The 16,757-nt window shown below is 67.8% G+C and carries 20 protein-coding genes and 1 tRNA gene; 7 read left to right on the top strand and 14 right to left on the bottom strand.

All coding sequences use genetic code 11. From position 1 onward, the window contains the following. Positions 1-47 precede the first annotated feature (47 nt). The 7 genes from ILP92_RS14465 to putA all read right to left on the bottom strand — a co-directional run bounded on the left by ILP92_RS14465 (position 48) and on the right by putA (position 7,701). A complete protein-coding gene (locus ILP92_RS14465) occupies positions 48-1,049 on the bottom strand; it encodes a BMP family lipoprotein (RefSeq protein ID WP_198917123.1) in 1,002 nt (333 codons plus the stop codon). A gap of 193 nt (positions 1,050-1,242) precedes the next feature. Continuing rightward, positions 1,243-1,653, bottom strand: a complete 411-nt coding sequence (locus tag ILP92_RS14470; protein ID WP_198917124.1) for a GNAT family N-acetyltransferase — start codon at positions 1,651-1,653, stop codon at positions 1,243-1,245. Continuing rightward, positions 1,650-2,318 carry a tRNA (adenosine(37)-N6)-threonylcarbamoyltransferase complex dimerization subunit type 1 TsaB gene (tsaB, locus tag ILP92_RS14475; protein WP_198917125.1) on the bottom strand — a complete coding sequence of 223 codons (669 nt, stop codon included), beginning with the start codon at positions 2,316-2,318 and terminating at the stop codon, positions 1,650-1,652. Before tsaB ends, ILP92_RS14470 begins: the two co-directional genes overlap by 4 nt. Then, on the bottom strand, positions 2,311-2,871 hold the full coding sequence (locus ILP92_RS14480) for a NifU family protein (RefSeq protein ID WP_198917126.1): 561 nt from the start codon (positions 2,869-2,871) through the stop codon (positions 2,311-2,313). The genes tsaB and ILP92_RS14480 overlap by 8 nt, the downstream gene beginning before the upstream one ends. A 75-nt stretch (positions 2,872-2,946) precedes the next feature. Continuing rightward, complete coding sequence (locus tag ILP92_RS14485; RefSeq protein WP_198917127.1) at positions 2,947-3,648, bottom strand: heparan-alpha-glucosaminide N-acetyltransferase; 702 nt, start codon at positions 3,646-3,648, stop codon at positions 2,947-2,949. Positions 3,649-3,728: 80 nt separating this feature from the next. Then, positions 3,729-4,184: a universal stress protein gene (locus tag ILP92_RS14490; protein ID WP_198917128.1), complete on the bottom strand. Its 456-nt coding sequence runs from the start codon at positions 4,182-4,184 to the stop codon at positions 3,729-3,731. 124 nt (positions 4,185-4,308) lie between these two features. Continuing rightward, positions 4,309-7,701 (bottom strand): bifunctional proline dehydrogenase/L-glutamate gamma-semialdehyde dehydrogenase PutA, encoded by a 3,393-nt coding sequence (gene putA, locus ILP92_RS14495; RefSeq protein ID WP_198917129.1) that lies wholly within the window; start codon positions 7,699-7,701, stop codon positions 4,309-4,311. Positions 7,702-7,812: 111 nt separating this feature from the next. Here putA and ILP92_RS14500 point away from each other — a divergent pair, with 111 nt between their 5' ends. Next, entirely contained in the window at positions 7,813-8,277 is a 465-nt protein-coding gene (locus ILP92_RS14500; RefSeq protein ID WP_198917130.1) for an Lrp/AsnC ligand binding domain-containing protein, read from the top strand. A 55-nt stretch (positions 8,278-8,332) separates the two neighbouring features. After that, positions 8,333-8,878, top strand: coding sequence for a tetratricopeptide repeat protein (locus tag ILP92_RS14505; protein ID WP_198917131.1), 546 nt, complete (start codon positions 8,333-8,335; stop codon positions 8,876-8,878). A 41-nt stretch (positions 8,879-8,919) separates the two neighbouring features. Here ILP92_RS14505 and ILP92_RS14510 read toward each other — a convergent pair. Further along, positions 8,920-8,996, bottom strand: a tRNA-Ile gene (locus ILP92_RS14510). 126 nt (positions 8,997-9,122) lie between these two features. On the opposite strand from ILP92_RS14510, the gene purM reads away from it, so the two are divergent. The 3 genes from purM to rnd all read left to right on the top strand — a co-directional run bounded on the left by purM (position 9,123) and on the right by rnd (position 11,997). After that, on the top strand, positions 9,123-10,169 hold the full coding sequence (gene purM / locus ILP92_RS14515) for a phosphoribosylformylglycinamidine cyclo-ligase (protein ID WP_198917132.1): 1,047 nt from the start codon (positions 9,123-9,125) through the stop codon (positions 10,167-10,169). Beyond that, the gene (purN, locus tag ILP92_RS14520; RefSeq protein WP_198917133.1) at positions 10,166-10,759 is read left to right on the top strand and encodes a phosphoribosylglycinamide formyltransferase; all 594 of its coding nucleotides are present in this window, start codon (positions 10,166-10,168) and stop codon (positions 10,757-10,759) included. The genes purM and purN overlap by 4 nt, the downstream gene beginning before the upstream one ends. Positions 10,760-10,839: 80 nt before the next feature. Then, the gene (rnd, locus tag ILP92_RS14525) at positions 10,840-11,997 is read left to right on the top strand and encodes a ribonuclease D (protein ID WP_198917134.1); all 1,158 of its coding nucleotides are present in this window, start codon (positions 10,840-10,842) and stop codon (positions 11,995-11,997) included. Here rnd and ILP92_RS14530 read toward each other — a convergent pair. Beyond that, entirely contained in the window at positions 11,994-12,416 is a 423-nt protein-coding gene (locus ILP92_RS14530; protein WP_198917135.1) for a hypothetical protein, read from the bottom strand. The genes rnd and ILP92_RS14530 overlap by 4 nt on opposite strands. Before the next feature lie 168 nt (positions 12,417-12,584). Here ILP92_RS14530 and ILP92_RS14535 point away from each other — a divergent pair, with 168 nt between their 5' ends. Then, positions 12,585-12,992, top strand: coding sequence for a SufE family protein (locus ILP92_RS14535; RefSeq protein ID WP_198917136.1), 408 nt, complete (start codon positions 12,585-12,587; stop codon positions 12,990-12,992). A gap of 83 nt (positions 12,993-13,075) precedes the next feature. Here the strand turns inward: ILP92_RS14535 and ILP92_RS14540 are convergent, their stop codons facing one another. The 5 genes from ILP92_RS14540 to ILP92_RS14560 all read right to left on the bottom strand — a co-directional run bounded on the left by ILP92_RS14540 (position 13,076) and on the right by ILP92_RS14560 (position 15,455). Continuing rightward, positions 13,076-13,735, bottom strand: a complete 660-nt coding sequence (locus tag ILP92_RS14540) for a DUF1638 domain-containing protein (protein ID WP_198917137.1) — start codon at positions 13,733-13,735, stop codon at positions 13,076-13,078. Then, entirely contained in the window at positions 13,710-14,024 is a 315-nt protein-coding gene (locus ILP92_RS14545) for a YbjQ family protein (RefSeq protein WP_198917138.1), read from the bottom strand. The genes ILP92_RS14540 and ILP92_RS14545 overlap by 26 nt, the downstream gene beginning before the upstream one ends. 1 nt (position 14,025) lies before the next feature. Further along, the gene (locus ILP92_RS14550; protein WP_198917139.1) at positions 14,026-14,241 is read right to left on the bottom strand and encodes a hypothetical protein; all 216 of its coding nucleotides are present in this window, start codon (positions 14,239-14,241) and stop codon (positions 14,026-14,028) included. A gap of 56 nt (positions 14,242-14,297) precedes the next feature. Further along, the gene (locus ILP92_RS14555; RefSeq protein WP_198917140.1) at positions 14,298-14,501 is read right to left on the bottom strand and encodes a hypothetical protein; all 204 of its coding nucleotides are present in this window, start codon (positions 14,499-14,501) and stop codon (positions 14,298-14,300) included. Positions 14,502-14,756: 255 nt separating this feature from the next. Continuing rightward, positions 14,757-15,455 carry a corrinoid protein gene (locus ILP92_RS14560; protein ID WP_198917141.1) on the bottom strand — a complete coding sequence of 233 codons (699 nt, stop codon included), beginning with the start codon at positions 15,453-15,455 and terminating at the stop codon, positions 14,757-14,759. A 175-nt stretch (positions 15,456-15,630) separates the two neighbouring features. Here ILP92_RS14560 and ILP92_RS14565 point away from each other — a divergent pair, with 175 nt between their 5' ends. Further along, the gene (locus tag ILP92_RS14565; protein ID WP_198917142.1) at positions 15,631-16,716 is read left to right on the top strand and encodes a PA0069 family radical SAM protein; all 1,086 of its coding nucleotides are present in this window, start codon (positions 15,631-15,633) and stop codon (positions 16,714-16,716) included. Positions 16,717-16,757: the final 41 nt, after the last annotated feature.

Consider the following 16,757-nt stretch of genomic DNA (forward strand, 5'->3'; position numbering starts at 1 on the left):
ACAGGAAGGCCCCCGCGCAGGACGCGGGGGCCGGTCGTTTCAGCCGATCAGAAGTCCAGCACGGGGCAGCTGTCGTCGCTGGTGTAATCGTGCACCTCGAGCTCGCCCGCGACGATGGCGGCTTTCGCCTCTTCCACGGCGGCCATCATCTCGTCGCTGACCAGCTCGGCGTTGAACTCGTCCATGGCGACGCCCACGCCGTCATTGCTCAGGTCCTTGACCACGATGCCGGTCTGCAGTTCACCCGCTTCGGCGTTCTTGAACGCATCGTAGACGGCGTTGTCCACGCGCTTGACCATCGACGTCAGCATGGTGCCCGGATGCAGGTAGTTCTGGTTGCTGTCCACCCCGATGGCCAGGATGCCTTCGTCCTCGGCGGCCTGCAGCACGCCCACGCCGGTGCCGCCCGCCGCGGCATAGACCACGTCCGAGCCCTGGCTGATCTGCGATTTCGTCAGCTCGCCGCCCTTCACCGGGTCATTCCAGGCCGACGGCGTCGTGCCGGTCATGTTGGCGATCACGGTCACGTCCGGGTTGGCGGCCTTGGCGCCCTGGGCATAGCCGCAGGCGAACTTGCGGATCAGCGGCACGTCCATGCCGCCCACGAAGCTGACGGTGCCCGTCTCGGACGCCATGGCCGCCATCAGGCCCACCAGATAGCTGCCCTCGTGCTCGGCGAAGACCACCGACTGCACGTTGGGCTGCTCCACGACCATGTCGACGATGACGAAGTTGGTGTCGGGATAGTCGGGTGCCACCTGCTCCAGCGTCGAGCCGTTGGCGAAGCCCAGCACCACGACCGGGTTGGCGCCCCGGTCGGCCATCCGGCGCATGGTCTGCTCGCGCTGAGCTTCGGAGGCAAGCTCGGTCTCCATGTAGTCGCCGTCGGTTTCCTCGACCCAGGTTTGCGCGCCGGTATAGGCGGATTCGTTGAAGGATTTGTCGAACTTGCCGCCCAGATCGATGATCAGGCCGGGCTCGGCCAGTGCGGCGCCCGCGCAAAGCGCGGTGGTGGCGGCGGCGCCGAGAAGGGTTTTCATGGTGGTCATTGGGGTGTCTCCCTGATGTTGGTGTCCTGCGGCCGTGGCGGTTTGCGCCCTTGCGGCCTCGGGCGACCCTCTGGCCCCCGCGACTGGCGCGATTAAGGGCCGGGCTTGCCCGAGAATCAAGTCGGGATTGTGGATGAAACGCCGCGCGCGCGGGCAGTTGACCGCGATTCGGGCAGATGACGTGTGGTCAGGGTCAAAGATCGCGCCCCAGCACCAGCGCATCCACCGCGCCGCCATCGGGTTCGCGGTAATAGCCGCGCCGCGTGCCGAGGTGGTCATAGCCCGCGGCGGCGTAAAGCGCCCGCGCCGCGGCGTTGTTTTCCGCCACCTCCAGGAAGGCGCGCGCAGCGCCACGCGCCCGGGCCGCGTCGTGGAAGGCGTCGAGGCAGGCGCGCCCCAAGCCGCGGCCGCGATGTTCGGGATGCGTTGCAATGGTCAGAAGCTCGGCCTCGTCCAACACCACCCGGCCCAGCGCGAAGGCGTTCGGCCGGGTGAGCAGCAGCGCGCCCGGATGGGCCAGCAGGTCGTGAAAGGCAGTCTCGGAAAACGGCGGCGGCATCGCCATGGCGCGGGCGTGAAGCCGGGCCAGGTCGCGGGGGCTCATACCACCGGCGGCACGGCGCGCGCGGGGGCCGCGTCGGGCGGGCGCACGTAAAGCGGCGCGGGTCTATCCGGCCTCTCTCCCGCGCGGTGCCTGTGTTCCGCGATCTCGGCGATGCGCGGGGCAACGGGACCCTCGTCGGATTGATCGACGAAACACTCGAAATGCCGTCCCACGGTTTCGGCCAGCGGGCCCGTCACCGACATGCCGGACGGCGCCTGCAGATCTTGCGGGGGGCGGGCGGGGTCGATCAGCTGCGCCGGGCCCGAAGCACGCCCCCGGAAGAACGGCTGGACATAGGCCATGTCGTGCGGCGCGGGCAGGCAGACCAGAACGGCCTCGCCCCGGTTGCCGCCAAGCGCCAGGTCGAAGGTCGACACGCCATGGCAGGGCCGCCCGAGCCCCAGCGCCAGCCCCCGCGCGGCGGCGACGCCCACGCGCAGGCCGGTGAAATTGCCCGGACCGATCCCCACCGCCAGCGCGTCGAGATCGCGCCAGCCGATGGCCGACCGCCGCAGCAGTTCCTCGAGCAGGGGCATCAGCCGCTCGGCCTGTCCGCGGGCCATGTCTTCCTGCATCTCGGCCACCAGCGCGCCGCCCGAACGCAAAGCGGCCGCGCAATGCGCGGCCGATGTGTCGAACGCCAGGACGTTGGACCGGTCAGGCAACCGGGCGCACCTCGATCACCTCGGGGATGTAATGGCGCAGCAGGTTCTCGATTCCCATCTTCAGCGTCAGGGTCGAGGACGGGCAGCCCGCGCAGGCGCCCTGCATGTGCAGATACACCACGCCGCGCTCGAAGCCGTGGAAGGTGATGTCGCCACCGTCCTGCGCCACGGCCGGTCGCACGCGGGTGTCCAGCAATTCCTTGATCTGGACCACGATTTCCCCGTCGGGACCGTCATGCGCGGCATGCCCGCCCGACTGGTCGGCGCCGCCCGCCATGACGGGCTGGCCGGACTGGAAATGCTCCATGATCGCGCCCAGGATCGCGGGCTTGATGTGATCCCACTCGGTCGCGTCGTCCTTCGTGACGGTGACGAAATCGTTGCCCAGGAACACGCCCGTCGTGCCGTCCACGGCGAAGATGCGCGTGGCCAGGGGCGAGGTATCGGCGGTCTCGGGCGTGGGGAAATCGGCGGTGCCCGTTTCCAGCACGGTCTGGCCGGGCAAAAATTTCAGCGTGGCCGGGTTCGGGGTGGATTCGGTCTGGATGAACATGGGCGCGCTCCGGGGTCGGTGTGATCCTTCCGATATGCGGATGCGCCGCCGCGCTGTCAAGGAGTTGGAACCATTCTAAACTGGCGCGATCCGGGTATAGAGCAGCACCAATCCGATCAGGATCGGCTGGTGGACCAGGTAGATCACCAGCGAATGGCGCCCCATGCGGGCCAGCAGATCCTGCACCGGCTTCGCGCGGGGCAAGGGCGCCGTGCGGGCCAGGATCAGACCGACGAGCATGGGCGCGAACCAGGGAAAGACCGGTTCGTAATCCAGCGCGTAGAGCCGCGTGGGCGACAGGCCCAGCGGATAGAACACGGGATGCGAGAAGAGCTCGGAGGTCAGGAACCGCGGCGCGGCAAGGGTGAAGGCGGCAGCGACGGCGACGAGCCAGGTGGGCGCGAAGACGAAGGGCAGGGCGAGAAGCGAAAACAAGGCGATGGCGTGCAGGATTCCGAACCACACCGCGCTGCCCATGGCGAAATGGGTGGCCACGGTCACGGCTGCCGCGGCGGCGACCAGAATGGCCTCGCGCCGCCAGAAGCCGCGCCAGCGGATGCCGCCTTGATGCGCGATCTGCAACGACACGCCCGCCAGCGCGATGAAACTGGCCGCGATGGCCATGGCGAAAAGCCGCCAGCCGCCCTGGCCGCTGACCTGCCAATCCACGAGGCCGAACAGCGACAGATCGAAGCTGAAATGGAACACGATCATCGCCACCAGCGCCGCGCCGCGCGCGCGGTCGATCCAGGCGACCCGTTCACCCGATGCGGTCAATGGCAGGCCTCGGTCACGATGGCACGCTGCCTGTCATCGGGCAGGCCAGCCTGAACGCTGCGAAAAACCAGAATCGCATGTCAGGCAATGGATTCGAGCTGCTCTTTCGACAGCTCGCCCGGCACGACGGTGAAGGGGATGGGCAGGGTGCCCGCCATCCGCGACATATGTTGAACCAGCGGGCCGGGGCCGCCCTTCTCGGCGCTGGCGCCCAGGATCAGCACGCCGATCTCGGGGTCTTCCTTTACCTGCGCCAGAAGCTGCGGCAGCGCCTCGCCCTCGCGGATGACCAGCTCGGGGTCGATGCCCTGCCGGTCGCGCATCCACTTGGCGAAAACCTCGTAATGGGCGCGGATGCGCTCGCGGGCCTCTTCGCGCATGATGGTGCCGACGCCGATCCAGTGGTTGAACTCGTCGGGCGGGATGATCGACAGGATCTGCACACCGCCACCGGTCTTGGCCGCGCGCATGGCCGCGTAGCGCATGGCGTTCAGGCATTCGCGGCTGTCGTCGAGGATGACCAGGAATTTGCGCATCGGCGGACCCGTAAGGTATCGGACCCGTCGATGATGGCGTGTCGCGCGGGGGCTGTCCACTCCCCGCGCTGGGTCAGATCATCCCGATCGAACGATCAAGGGACCGCTTGCGCCCCGCGACGACCTATTCGGCCGCCATCTTCTCGGTCTCGTCATTCGCCACTTGCGCCAGCAGCGCCGCGTTGCCGCCCGAGGCGGTCGTGTCGACGCAGAGGTGGCGTTCGTGCATGACGTCGGGCACGGTTATCGACCCGGTCACCAGCCGCAACAGCGGCCCGTCGCGCTGCGCCAGCTGCTTGGCGAGCGTCCGCGCGGTGTCTTCGTCGCCCCACCAGACGGCGCTGCCGAACTCGGGCACCTGGCTCAGATCCGGCAGGTCGGTCACCGGCTTGGCGATGCCGCCCAGCTTCTTCACTGCCGACACCTGTGCCTTGCGGTCCGCGTCCGACGGCCCAAGGCACAGCACCGGCGGGCGCGGCACCAGGCTCAGACGGTTCGACTCGCCCGTGGGCCCGGGCATCTGGCGCACCATTTCGGGCGCGTCGGGCGTGGCCGCCTGTGCGAAGCGGGGCAGGTAGAACGGCCCGCCGGCCTTGGGCCCGGTGCCCGACAGCTTTTCACCGCCGAAGGGCTGCGAGCCCACGATGGCGCCGATCTGGTTGCGGTTCACGTACATGTTGCCCGCCTCGATCCGGTCGGTGACGTGCTGCACCCGGTCGTCGATGCGGGTGTGCAGACCGAAGGTCAGCCCGTAGCCGGTGTTGTTGATGGCGTCGATCACCTTGTCGATGTTCTTGGCCTTGAAGGTGGCGACGTGCAGAACGGGGCCGAACACCTCGCGCTCCATGTCCTCGATGCCATTCACGCGGATCAGCGTGGGCGACAGGAAGTGGCCCTGGTCGGGGCTGGCGGTCTGGTGCAGCACGCGGCCTTCCTTGCGGGCCTTGGCCACGTAGTCCGAGATCTGGCCATGCGCCTGCGCGTCGATCAGCGGGCCGCTGTCCGAATGCAGCTGCCACGGATCGTCCACCACGAAGGCATCCATCGCGCCCTTCAGCATCTTCAGGAAATGCTTCGACACGTCTTCCTGGATATACAGGCAGCGCAGCGCCGAGCAGCGCTGGCCCGCCGACTGGAACGACGATTGCAGGATGTCGCGGATCGCCTGCTCGGGCAGGGCGGTGCTGTCGACGATCATGGCGTTCAGCCCGCCCGTCTCGGCGATCAGCGGCGCGCCGGGGGCGCAATGCTCGGCCATGGCCTGCTTGATCTTGCGCGCCGTCGCGGTCGAGCCGGTGAAGGCCACGCCCGCCACGCGGGCATCGCTGGTCACCGCCGCGCCCACGTCGCCGCCACCCGGCAGCAATTGAAGGGCAGCCTTCGGCACGCCCGCCTCGTGCAGCAACTGCACGGCGTAATGGGCGATGATCGGCGTCTGCTCGGCCGGTTTGGCGAGCGTGGCGTTGCCCGCCGCCAGCGATGCCGCGACCTGGCCCGTGAAGATCGCCAGAGGGAAGTTCCAGGGCGAGATGCAGACGAAGGTGCCCAGCGGCGGCTCGGTCAGGTGCTCGATCTGGCCCGCGTAGTAGCGCAGGAAATCCACCGCCTCGCGCAGCTCGGCCACGGCGTCCATGATCGTCTTGCCGGCCTCGCGCGACACGATGGCGAAGATCTGGCCGAAGTTCTCTTCGTATAGATCCGCGGCCTTCAGCAGCACGCGCGCCCGCTCGGCGCCGTCGGCGTCCCAGGTCTGCGCGGCGTCGAAGGCGGTCGCCACGTCGGCCTTGCTGGCGTCGGTGATGCGGCCCACGACCTGGTCGGGCACCGCCGGGTTGAACCGCTCGCGCGGCTCCTGCGGCTCGGCCTCGCCCGCAAGGATCGGACCGGCCTCCCACACCGTTTCGGTGAAGGGTTTGCGCGCCTCCACGATTTCTTCCAGGTGGTCGGCGCAGCCCAGGTCCCAGCCGCGCGAATTGGCGCGCAGGGGCTGGAAGATCTCGGTGCCGGGCGTCACCGGCGAGGTATAGTCGAGCGCGTCGAACGGGTCCGACGCGACCTCTTCGGGCGGGACCGATTCATCGACGATCTGGTTCACGAAGCTCGAATTGGCCCCGTTTTCCAGCAGGCGACGCACCAGGTAGGCCAGCAGATCCTCATGCGCGCCCACCGGTGCGTAGATCCGGCACCGCACGTCGTCCTTCTTCATCACGATGTCGTACAGCGCCTCGCCCATTCCGTGCAGACGCTGGAATTCGTACTGGTCCGTGGTCGCACCCATCTTCTCGGCCATGTGCAGCACGGCGGCCACGGTGTTGGCGTTGTGGGTGGCGAATTGCGGGTAGAGGTGATCGCGCTTGCTGAGTAGGACGCGCGCGTTGGCGATGTAGCTCACATCGGTCACCGGCTTGCGGGTGAAGACGGGGAAGCGCTCGAGCCCCGCGACCTGCGCCATTTTCACTTCGGTGTCCCAATAGGCGCCCTTGACCAGCCGGATCATGATCTTGCGGCCCAGCTCCTGCGCCTTGGTCGACAGCCATTCGATGGCGTAGTTGGCGCGCGGCCCGTAGGCTTGGACCACCACGCCGAACCCGTCCCAGTCCTTCAGGCGCTTGTCCTTCAGAACCCGGTCGATGACCTCCAGCGACAGGGTCAGGCGATTGGCTTCTTCCGCGTCGATGTTGAAACCGATGCCCAGCCGCGCGGCCTTGGCGGCCAGGTCCGACACGATGGGCACGATGTCTTCCAGCAGCATGTCGTGGTGGGTCAGCTCGTAGCGCGGATGCAGCGCCGAGAGCTTCACCGAAATTCCGGGATTCTTGGCGATGGAATCGTATTTCGCGGCCTCGGCGATCGATTCGATCGCGTCGTCATAGGCCTTGCGGTAGCGGTCGGCGTCGGCATAGGTGCGCGCCGCTTCGCCCAGCATGTCGTAGCTGTAGGTATAGCCCTTGGCTTCCTGCTTGGCCGCGCGGTCCATGGCCTTGTCCATGGTCTCGCCCAGCACGAACTGGCGGCCCATTTCCTTCATGGCCCGGCCCGTGGCGGTGCGAATCACCGGCTCGCCCAGACGCTTCACCGCGCCGCGCAGCGCGCGCACGGTCGACGGGCGCTTGTCGTCCAGCACCTTGCCGGTCAGCATCAGCGCCCAGGTCGACGCGTTCACCAGCGGCGACGACGAATGGCCCATATGCGTGCCCCAGTCGCCGGGCGCGATCTTGTCCTCGATCAGGTCGTCGATGGTCTCGGCATCCGGCACCCGCAGCAGCGCCTCGGCCAGGCACATCAGCGCGATGCCCTCGTCGGTGCTAAGCCCATATTCGGCCAGGAAGACCTCCATCATGCCGGGTCGCGCGTCGTTGCGGATGCTGCGCACCAGTTCCGTCGCGCGCTTCTGTATCTTGGCGCGGTCTTCTTTAGACAGATCGGCCAATTCGACCAGCCGATCCAGCTCGGCGGCGGGGTCGGGATAGGGCGTGATCGGCAAAACGGTGGGGGGCAGGTTGGTGTCGCGCGGCATGGCATCCTCCTGTGGTTGTCTATAAGGATAGATTGAATTTCGTGGTTCGACAGCCCGCAATTCCGGATTTCCGCAGGTCAACCGACTGAAATCGCCGTGGGAGAAGGTGAAATGAAGGACAGCGATCTGGATCGCTTCGATCTGGCGATCCTGGATATCCTGGGGGTCGACGGGCGAATCAGCGTGACCGAACTTGCGGGCCGCGTGGGCCTGTCGAAAAGCCCGGTGCAGGCACGGGTCAAGCGCCTGGAACAGACCGGCGTGATCGCGGGCTACCGTGCGCTCATCGACCCCGTGCGCCTGAACCGCGAGCACGTGGCCTTCGTCGAGGTCAAGCTCGCCGATACCCGCGAAGCCGCGCTCGAAGCGTTCAACCGCGCCGTGCGGCTGATCCCCGAGGTCGAGCAATGCCACATGATCGCGGGGGATTTCGACTACCTGCTGAAAGTGCGCACCTCGGACATGAGCAGTTACCGCGAGCTTCTGGGCAGCCGCATCTCGGTGCTGCCCCACGTGGCGCAAACCTCGACCTTCGTGGCGATGCAGGCGATCAAGGACGCGGCCCTGGTGGGTTAGTCGGGGCACGCGCCGCGCTTGACAGATCGACCTTGGGACGGGCCTGATCCTTCCCATGAAAAACACGCTGATCGCCCTTGCCCTCGTGCTGCCGGGTTCCCTGGCCGCGCAATCCTGCCCCGAGGTCGAAGACAAGTCGTCCCAGATGGCGACGCTCTTCACCTTGCTCAACCGGGCCCAGTCGGACCTGCAGGCAAGCCCTGTCGAAGCCGCCTTGTGGGATCTTTGGACAGACGCGCCGGACGCGGCCGCACAGGCGCTGCTGGACGAGGGGCGCGATCGTCTGGCGGCGCGCGATTTCGCGGGCGCGCGCACCGCGCTGGACGCGCTGGTGGCCTACTGCCCCGCCTACGCCGAAGGGTATAACCAGCGCGCCTTCGTGGCCTATCTCAGCGGCGATTTCGCGGCGGCACTGGTGGATCTCGACCGTGCGCTGGCGCTTGAACCGCTGCACGTGGCGGCGCTGTCGGGACGGGCGCTGACGCTGCTCGGGCTGGGCCGCGACGACGAGGGCCAGCGCACACTGCGCCGGGCGCTGAAGCTGAACCCGTGGCTGGACGAGCGCGCGCTTCTGAAGCCGATCCGGGGCGATACGTTCTGACGGAAGCCGGGCTTTGCGTGGCAGATCATGGGGGGCGCCCTTGGTAGGCCCGGAGGGACTTGAACCCCCAACCAAAGCGTTATGAGCGCTCTGCTCTAACCAATTGAGCTACAGGCCCGCCGTGATGTCGGACTATCACGGCCAACGCTTGCGTCAAGTGGGCGGCCGCTTCGCCGTTGCGAGCGCGCGGGCGATGGTCTATCGCCACTGCCATTCGAAGGCACTTCCCGGGGGGATGCACCGCATGGCCGACAGCAAGGACAGCCTGACCTATGCCGCCGCCGGGGTGGATATCGACGCGGGCAACGCCCTGGTCGAGCGGATCAAGCCGGCCGCAAAGTCGACCGAGCGGCCCGGCACCATGGCCGGGCTCGGCGGTTTCGGTGCCCTGTTCGATCTGAAGGCCGCAGGCTATTCCGATCCCGTTCTGGTCGCCGCGACCGATGGTGTCGGCACCAAGCTGCGGCTGGCCATCGACACCGACCGACTGGACGGCGTGGGCATCGACCTGGTGGCCATGTGCGTGAACGACCTGGTCTGCCAGGGGGCCGAGCCCCTGTTCTTCCTGGATTACTTCGCCACCGCCAAGCTCGATACCCGCCGCGCGGCCGCCGTGATCGACGGGATCGCCGACGGCTGCCGCCGCGCGGGCTGCGCGCTGATCGGCGGCGAGACGGCCGAAATGCCCGGCATGTACGAAGGCAGCGATTTCGACCTGGCCGGGTTTGCCGTGGGCGCGATGGAGCGCGGCTCCGCGCTGCCGGAAAATGTGGGCGAGGGCGACGTGATCCTGGGGTTGGCCTCGGACGGGGTCCATTCGAACGGCTTTTCCCTGGTGCGCAAGATCGCGGCGCGGGCCGGGATCGGCTGGGACGATCCCGCGCCCTTCGGCGACGGCACGCTGGGCGCGCAGCTTCTGACGCCCACGCGGCTGTACGTGAAGCCGCTTTTGCAGGCGATCCGGGCGGGCGGCATCCACGGGCTTGCGCATATCACCGGCGGTGGGCTGACCGAGAACCTGCCGCGCATCCTGCCCGACGGGCTTGGTGCCCGCGTGGCGCTCGATGCGTGGTCCCTGCCGCCGGTCTTCGCCTGGCTGCGCGACGAGGGCCGCATCCTCGACGCCGAGATGCTGAAGACCTTCAACGCGGGCATCGGCATGGCGGTCATCGTCGCGCAAGACAGGGCCGAAGCGCTCGCGACCCTGCTGCACGAGGCCGGCGAGACGGTGATCCCCCTGGGCATGGTGCTGCCCGGCGACGGCGTCACCTACGAGGGCGCGCTTTCGTGACAGCCCGCGTGGCGATCCTTCTGTCGGGCGGCGGGTCGAACATGGTGGCGCTGGCCGACAGCATGGTGGGCGACCACCCCGCGCGGCCCTGCCTGGTGCTGTCCAACAACGCGGATGCGGGCGGCTTGGCGCGCGCGGCCGAGCGGGGCATCCCCACCGCGATCGTCGATCACCGCCCCTTCAAGGGGGACCGCGCGGCCTTCGAGGACGCGCTTCAGGCGAAGCTCGAAACCGCCCGTCCCGACATCGTCTGCCTTGCCGGTTTCATGCGCATCCTGACCGCGGGGTTCACCGACCGCTGGCAGGGCCGGATGCTGAACATCCATCCGTCGCTCTTGCCGAAATACCGCGGTCTCGACACCCACGCGCGGGCCATCGCGGCGGGCGACAGCGTCGCGGGATGCACCGTGCACGAGGTGACGGCGGCGCTGGACGACGGCCCCATCCTGGGCCAGGCCCGCGTGCCGATCGCGCCGGACGACACGCCCGCGACGCTGGCGGCCCGGGTGCTCACCGCCGAGCACAGGCTGTATCCCGCGGTACTTCGGCGCTTCGCGGGCGGCGACAGGACGCCGGTGATGCTCGGGTAAGGGTTTCCCTTGCCCGCAACACGCCCTATCAGGCGAGTGCTGCGGGGACATGATTTGAACCGAAGGATAGATCGCGCCCGATGATCACGATTACCACGACCGACGCCCTGGCCGCGTTCTGCACGCGCGCCAAGGCCCATGATTACGTCACCGTCGATACCGAGTTCCTGCGCGAACGGACCTATTACTCGAAGCTCTGCCTAGTGCAGCTGGCCGTGCCCGGCGACACCGAGGAAGACGCGGTGCTGGTCGATCCGCTGGCCGAGGGCCTGTCGCTCGACCCGCTCTACGACCTGTTCCGCGACACCAGCATCGTGAAGGTGTTCCACGCCGCGCGCCAGGATCTGGAAATCTTCTGCATCGAGGGCGGCGTCATCCCCGAGCCGCTGTTCGACACGCAAGTGGCCGCCATGGTCTGCGGCTTCGGCGAGCAGGCGGGCTACGAGACGCTGGTGCGCAAGATCGCGCGCGACAGCGTCGACAAGTCGTCGCGCTTCACCGACTGGTCGCGCCGTCCGCTGACCGACGCGCAGAAGGCCTATGCCCTGGCGGACGTGACGCATCTGCGGGTGATCTACGAGCACCTGGCGGCCGAGCTTGCGCGCTCGGGCCGCACCGAATGGGTGGAAGAAGAGCTGTCGGTCCTGACCGATCCCGCGACCTACCGCGTGGCGCCGCGCGACGCGTGGATGCGGGTCAAGACGCGCACCCAGTCGGGCAAGTTCATGGCCATCCTGCGCGAGCTGGCGGCGTTCCGCGAGACCTATGCGCAGGAACGCAACGTGCCGCGCAACCGGGTCTTCAAGGACGACGCCATGGTCGAGCTGGCCTCGACCAAGCCGCAAAGCGAAAAGGATCTGGGCCGCTCACGCCTGTTGTTGCGCGAAGCGCGGCGCGGCGAGATCGCCGAAGGTATCCTGGCCGCAGTGAAGGCAGGGCTTGAGGTCGATCCCAAGGACTTCCCCAAGCCCGACCGCGCGCGCGACAAGCTGCAGGTCAACCCGGCCCTGGCCGATCTGCTGCGGGTGCTGCTGAAGGCCAAGGCGGAAACCGCGGGCGTGGCGCAGAAACTGATTGCGACCTCGGCCGACCTGGACCTGATCGCGGCGGGCGAGCGGGACGTGCAGGCGCTGTCGGGCTGGCGCAAGAAGGTGTTCGGACGCGACGCGCTACGCCTGGTCGAGGGTCGGCTGGGGCTGAAGGCCGAAGGCAGCGACGTGGTGGTGTTCGAGCTCTAGCGCCGCACCGCGCGCGCGTTTTGAGCGGCGGACACGCGCAGCTCGTTGACACCTGTCAACTCGCGCGAGGTCAGGAACCGCGCCACCGTCACTTCGCGCGATCGCGGGGTCGAGACCGGCTTGGGCTCGAGCGGCGGGAAGGCGCGGAATTCGAACGCCAGGACGCGGGGATCATCGGTGGGCACGGCGACCAGGTCGCCCACGAAGTAGCCTTGGGTGGCCGCGATGCCGGTCGCGCGCAGGATCGCGCCGCCCTGCGTCGGGCTCGCGGTGAGCGTGTCGATCTGGCCGATCAGCGGGCGCGGGTCGGCGCGCGTGCCTTCCGACAGCATGGCGTCGGCGTTGGTCGAGCGGCTGCCCCAGTTCAGCGGGTTCAGGCGCGACTCGCCCACCCGGCCGCAGCTTGCAACGATGGCCATTGTGCAGATCGCCGCTACTATCGTCTTGAGCATCATTCGTCCCCGGCTCCGCCCCCTGCTATCCGAACTATCGCAACCGGGCGCGCTTGAAAAGCGCCGAGGCGCTTGCGGGCCATGGGTCGAGCGCTTAGGTCAGGCCTGTTGCACCCCCAAGGAAGACTGCATCCCATGGCCCAGGCAGAGTTCGACGAGATCGCCGAGACATTCGAATTCCTCGACGACTGGGAAGATCGCTATCGCCACGTGATCGAACTGGGCCGCGACCTGGCGCCCATGGACGATGCCTTGAAGGGTCCCGCCACCAAGGTCGAAGGCTGCGCGTCGCAGGTGTGGCTGGCACCGAAGGTGGATGACGGGCGGTTCGATTTCGACGGCGACAGCGACGCCATGATCGTCAAGGGCCTGATCGCCGTTCTGCATGCGCTCTACGCGGGGCGGCCGGTGGGCGAGGTCGCGTCGGTGGATGCAGGTGCGGCGCTGTCGCGGCTGGGGCTGGACGAGCACCTGTCGTCGCAACGCTCGAACGGGCTGCGCGCCATGGTCGAGCGGATCAAGCTGGTGACCGCCAACGCGTAACGCGGACCGTGCGCCAGTGGCCGCTGTCGCGCCGGGATATTTGAAAGAACAAAGATGGGGCAGGGGCGCGCGGTGCCGCGGGCTCAGCCCTGTGTCGCGAGCGCGCGGGCGAGATCGCCGTAGCCGGTGAACCGCCGCTCGAAGGCCAGGCCGAGCGTGGCCGCGGCGGCCTTGGCTTTGGCTGTCAGCGCCGGGTCGTCGGTCTGGGCCTGGTAGACCAGCTTGGTGTAATGGCCGAAATAGGCGTCGCGCAGCTCGGGGTGGCGATCAAGGCCGAGCGGCTTGATGACGAAGGCGTCGAACTGGCGGGTCAGGAAATCGGTCAGGTAGAAGGCGGTGAACTCGTCCTCGGCGCGGGCGACGAAGGCGTCGGTGCCTTCGAAGAACGCGTAGCAATGCGGGGCCGCGATCATCTCGACGCCCAGCGTGTCGCAGAGCCGGGCAAGCGCGCCACCGGTGCCGCAATCGGCATAGGCCACGAAGATCCGGTCGTAGTCGCTGCGGTGCTTTTCCACCGCGCCCTGCACCGCGTCCGGGATGCGGTCGGGATGGTTGTGCAGGATCGCGGGTAGGCAGGCCAGGTCCATGTGGCCCCAGGCGTTCAGGCGGATCAGCGCCAGGATCTCGCGGGCCAGCGCGCCGCAGGCCAGGACCAGGACGCGACCGTCGCCCCTGGGCGCAAGGCCATCGTGGGTCAGGACGCCCGCGTCGGGCAGATCATCCAAGGCGCACCGCGGTGCCATAGGCCAGCACTTCGGACGCATTCTGGGCGATTTGCGACGTCTCGAACCGCAACCCGACCACCGCGTCGGCGTCCAGCGCGCGGGCTTGTTCCATCATCCGGTCGAAGGCCTGTTCGCGCGCGCCCGCCAGAAGCTGGGCGTATTCGCGCACTTCGCCGCCCACCAGGTTGCGCAGCGACGCGACGATGTCGCTGCCGATATGCTTGGCGCGCACCGTTGAGCCGCGCACCAGGCCCAGCGAATGAAGGATATCCTTGCCCGCGATCGTGTCTGTGGTGACGGCGATCATGTCAGCGCGGCGTGCTGTCGTAATGATCGTCGTCGCGGCTGGTCAGGCGCTGGGCGACCACGCGCCACAGCACATAGGTCACCAGGACCAGCGGAATGAACAGGGTGAAGCCCAGCGGATGCGTCAGGCTGGCCGAGATCACGGCCATGAGCCAGATCGTCAGGCCCGCGCCGAGCATGACGACGACCAGGATCAGGACGAACTTGTCGAGGGGCATCGCGAACCTCATGTTGTTTCTTCCAACATAGGAAGCGCGGGGGCCGGTGTGAAGGCTCAGGCGGTGCGCTTACCGCCATGTTCCTTTGCGATCAGGCGCAGGATCAGGGCGGCCATGGCCAGGAAGGGCAGCAGCAGCCCCAGGCTGGACGGTGCCATGCCGCCGAGCGACGCGGCCATCGCGCCCTTGAAGCTGACGGCGAAGATGCCGGTCAGGAACACGGAAACGGCGATCAGGGCGGTGCGGATCTTACGGGTCATGGCAGGGTTCTCCTTGGTTAAGCCTGTTTTGACGACCCGGTGGGGCGGCGATGGGGCGCGAACGGGGGCAAAGCTGGATCAATTCGGGCGAAACTTTCACCCGCAGTGGGGAAATGTGACCGAGTTGTGCGGAAGGACTTGGTTAATGGCCACTTCGCCACAATTGCCACCCGGGCGCGGGCGCGGCCAAGGAAAGGGGCGGCCCGAAGGCCGCCCTGACGCGGTGTTGAGACTGACGGCGCCGAATCGCGGGCGTCAGGCGCCCACCTGGTTGTGCTTGCGCGCCACCTGGGCCTTGGCCGTTTCGACCGCGACGGCCGCATCGCGGCAATAGGCATCGGCGCCGATGGCCTTGCTGAATTCTTCGTTGAGGGGGGCACCCCCCACCAGCACGATGTAGTCGTCTCGGATGCCCTTCTCGACCATCGTGTCGATCACGACCTTCATGTAGGGCATCGTCGTGGTCAGCAGGGCGGACATGCCCAGGATATCGGGCTGCTCGGTTTCCAGCGCGTCCAGGTATTTCTCGACCGCGTTGTTGATGCCGAGGTCCACGACCTCGAATCCCGCGCCTTCCATCATCATCGCCACCAGGTTCTTGCCGATGTCGTGGATGTCGCCCTTGACGGTGCCGATCACCATCTTGCCCATGCGCGGCGCGCCGGTTTCGACCAGGAGCGGCTTCAGGATCGCCATGCCGCCCTTCATGGCGCCCGCGGCCAGCAGCACTTCGGGAACGAAAAGGATGCCGTCGCGGAAATCGTGGCCGACGATGGTCATGCCCGCCACCAGCGCCTTGGTCAGGATCTCGTAGGGCTGCCATCCGCGTTCGAGCAGGATGTTGACGCCTTCCTCGATCTCTTCCTTCAGACCGTCATACAGGTCGTCATGCATCTGCTGCACAAGCTCGTCGTCGTCGAGTTCGGACAGGACAATATCGTCTTCATCGGACATGGGGTGCACTCCTATTGGGCGCGCGGGACGTTTTTTCACGTATGGCGCAAGGTCCTGCGACAACTTGGCGATTTACGACCTGCCGCGACGTTTCCCCGACGCGCGTGGCGCGCGAACCACGGTCGCGGGCCAGTCGGGACTGGTGAATGTTCCTGGTGTGTTCTAATCTTGGGACATGTCCGACTCGTCCACATCGCGCCCGCACGTCCGGTTGAGGGCCCGTGCGTCCGTGTCGAACCCCGAAACCCGGTTCGACGCATACACCCGCGTGGCCGAGGATGACGGCTGGACGCCCGATGACGACCTGCCGCTGCTGCGCACCGAGGTGCGCGACGAGCGGCCGCGCCGGGTCATCACGCGCAACACGTCGCCCGATATCGGCTTCGACCGGTCGATTAACCCCTATCGCGGGTGCGAGCATGGCTGCATCTACTGCTTCGCCCGACCGACCCACGGCTATCTGGGCCTGTCGCCGGGCCTGGATTTCGAGACGAAGCTGATCGCACGGCCCGACGCGCCCGCGGTGCTGGCGCGCGAGCTGGGGCGCAAGGGCTACGACGTGGCGCCCATCGCGCTGGGCACCAACACCGACCCCTACCAGCCGATCGAGCGCGAGCGGCGCATCATGCGCGAGATCCTCGAGGTGCTGCAGGCCCATCGTCATCCGCTGAGCATCGCCACCAAGGGCGCGCTGGTCGAGCGCGACGTGGACATCCTGGCCGACATGGCGGGGCAGGGGCTGGCGCGCGTGGGCATCTCGGTCACGACGCTGGATGCAGATCTTGCCCGCAAGCTCGAACCCCGCGTGCCGTCGCCGAAGCGACGGCTGCAGACCATCGAACGGTTGGCGAAAGCGGGTGTCGAGGTGCGCGTGATGGCGTCGCCCATGATCCCGGGCCTCACCGATCCCGAGCTCGAATCGATCCTGCAATCGGCCCGCGACGCGGGCGCGGTGGGGGCGGCCTGGATCATGCTGCGCCTGCCCTACGAGGTGGCGGGGCTGTTCGAAGACTGGCTCGACCGGCACGTTCCCCTGCGCAAGGACAAGGTGCTGGCCCGCCTGCGCGAGATGCACGGCGGCAGGCTTTACGCCGCGGATTGGGGTCGGCGGATGCGGGGCGAGGGGCTGCATGCCCAGCTGATCGCCAGGCGCTTCGATCTGGCGGTGAAGCGGCTGGGCCTGCGCGAGCACCTGGCGCCGCTCAGGCGGGATCTTTTCGCCGTGCCGTTGGGCACCGCGGCGCAGCCATCGCTGTTCTGAGCAGGGGCCGGTCGCGCGGCTGGCGCGCGCGTGGTAGCCTC

Origin of the sequence: Palleronia pontilimi, assembly GCF_016412875.1 — a bacterium.
GTDB lineage: Bacteria > Pseudomonadota > Alphaproteobacteria > Rhodobacterales > Rhodobacteraceae > Palleronia > Palleronia pontilimi.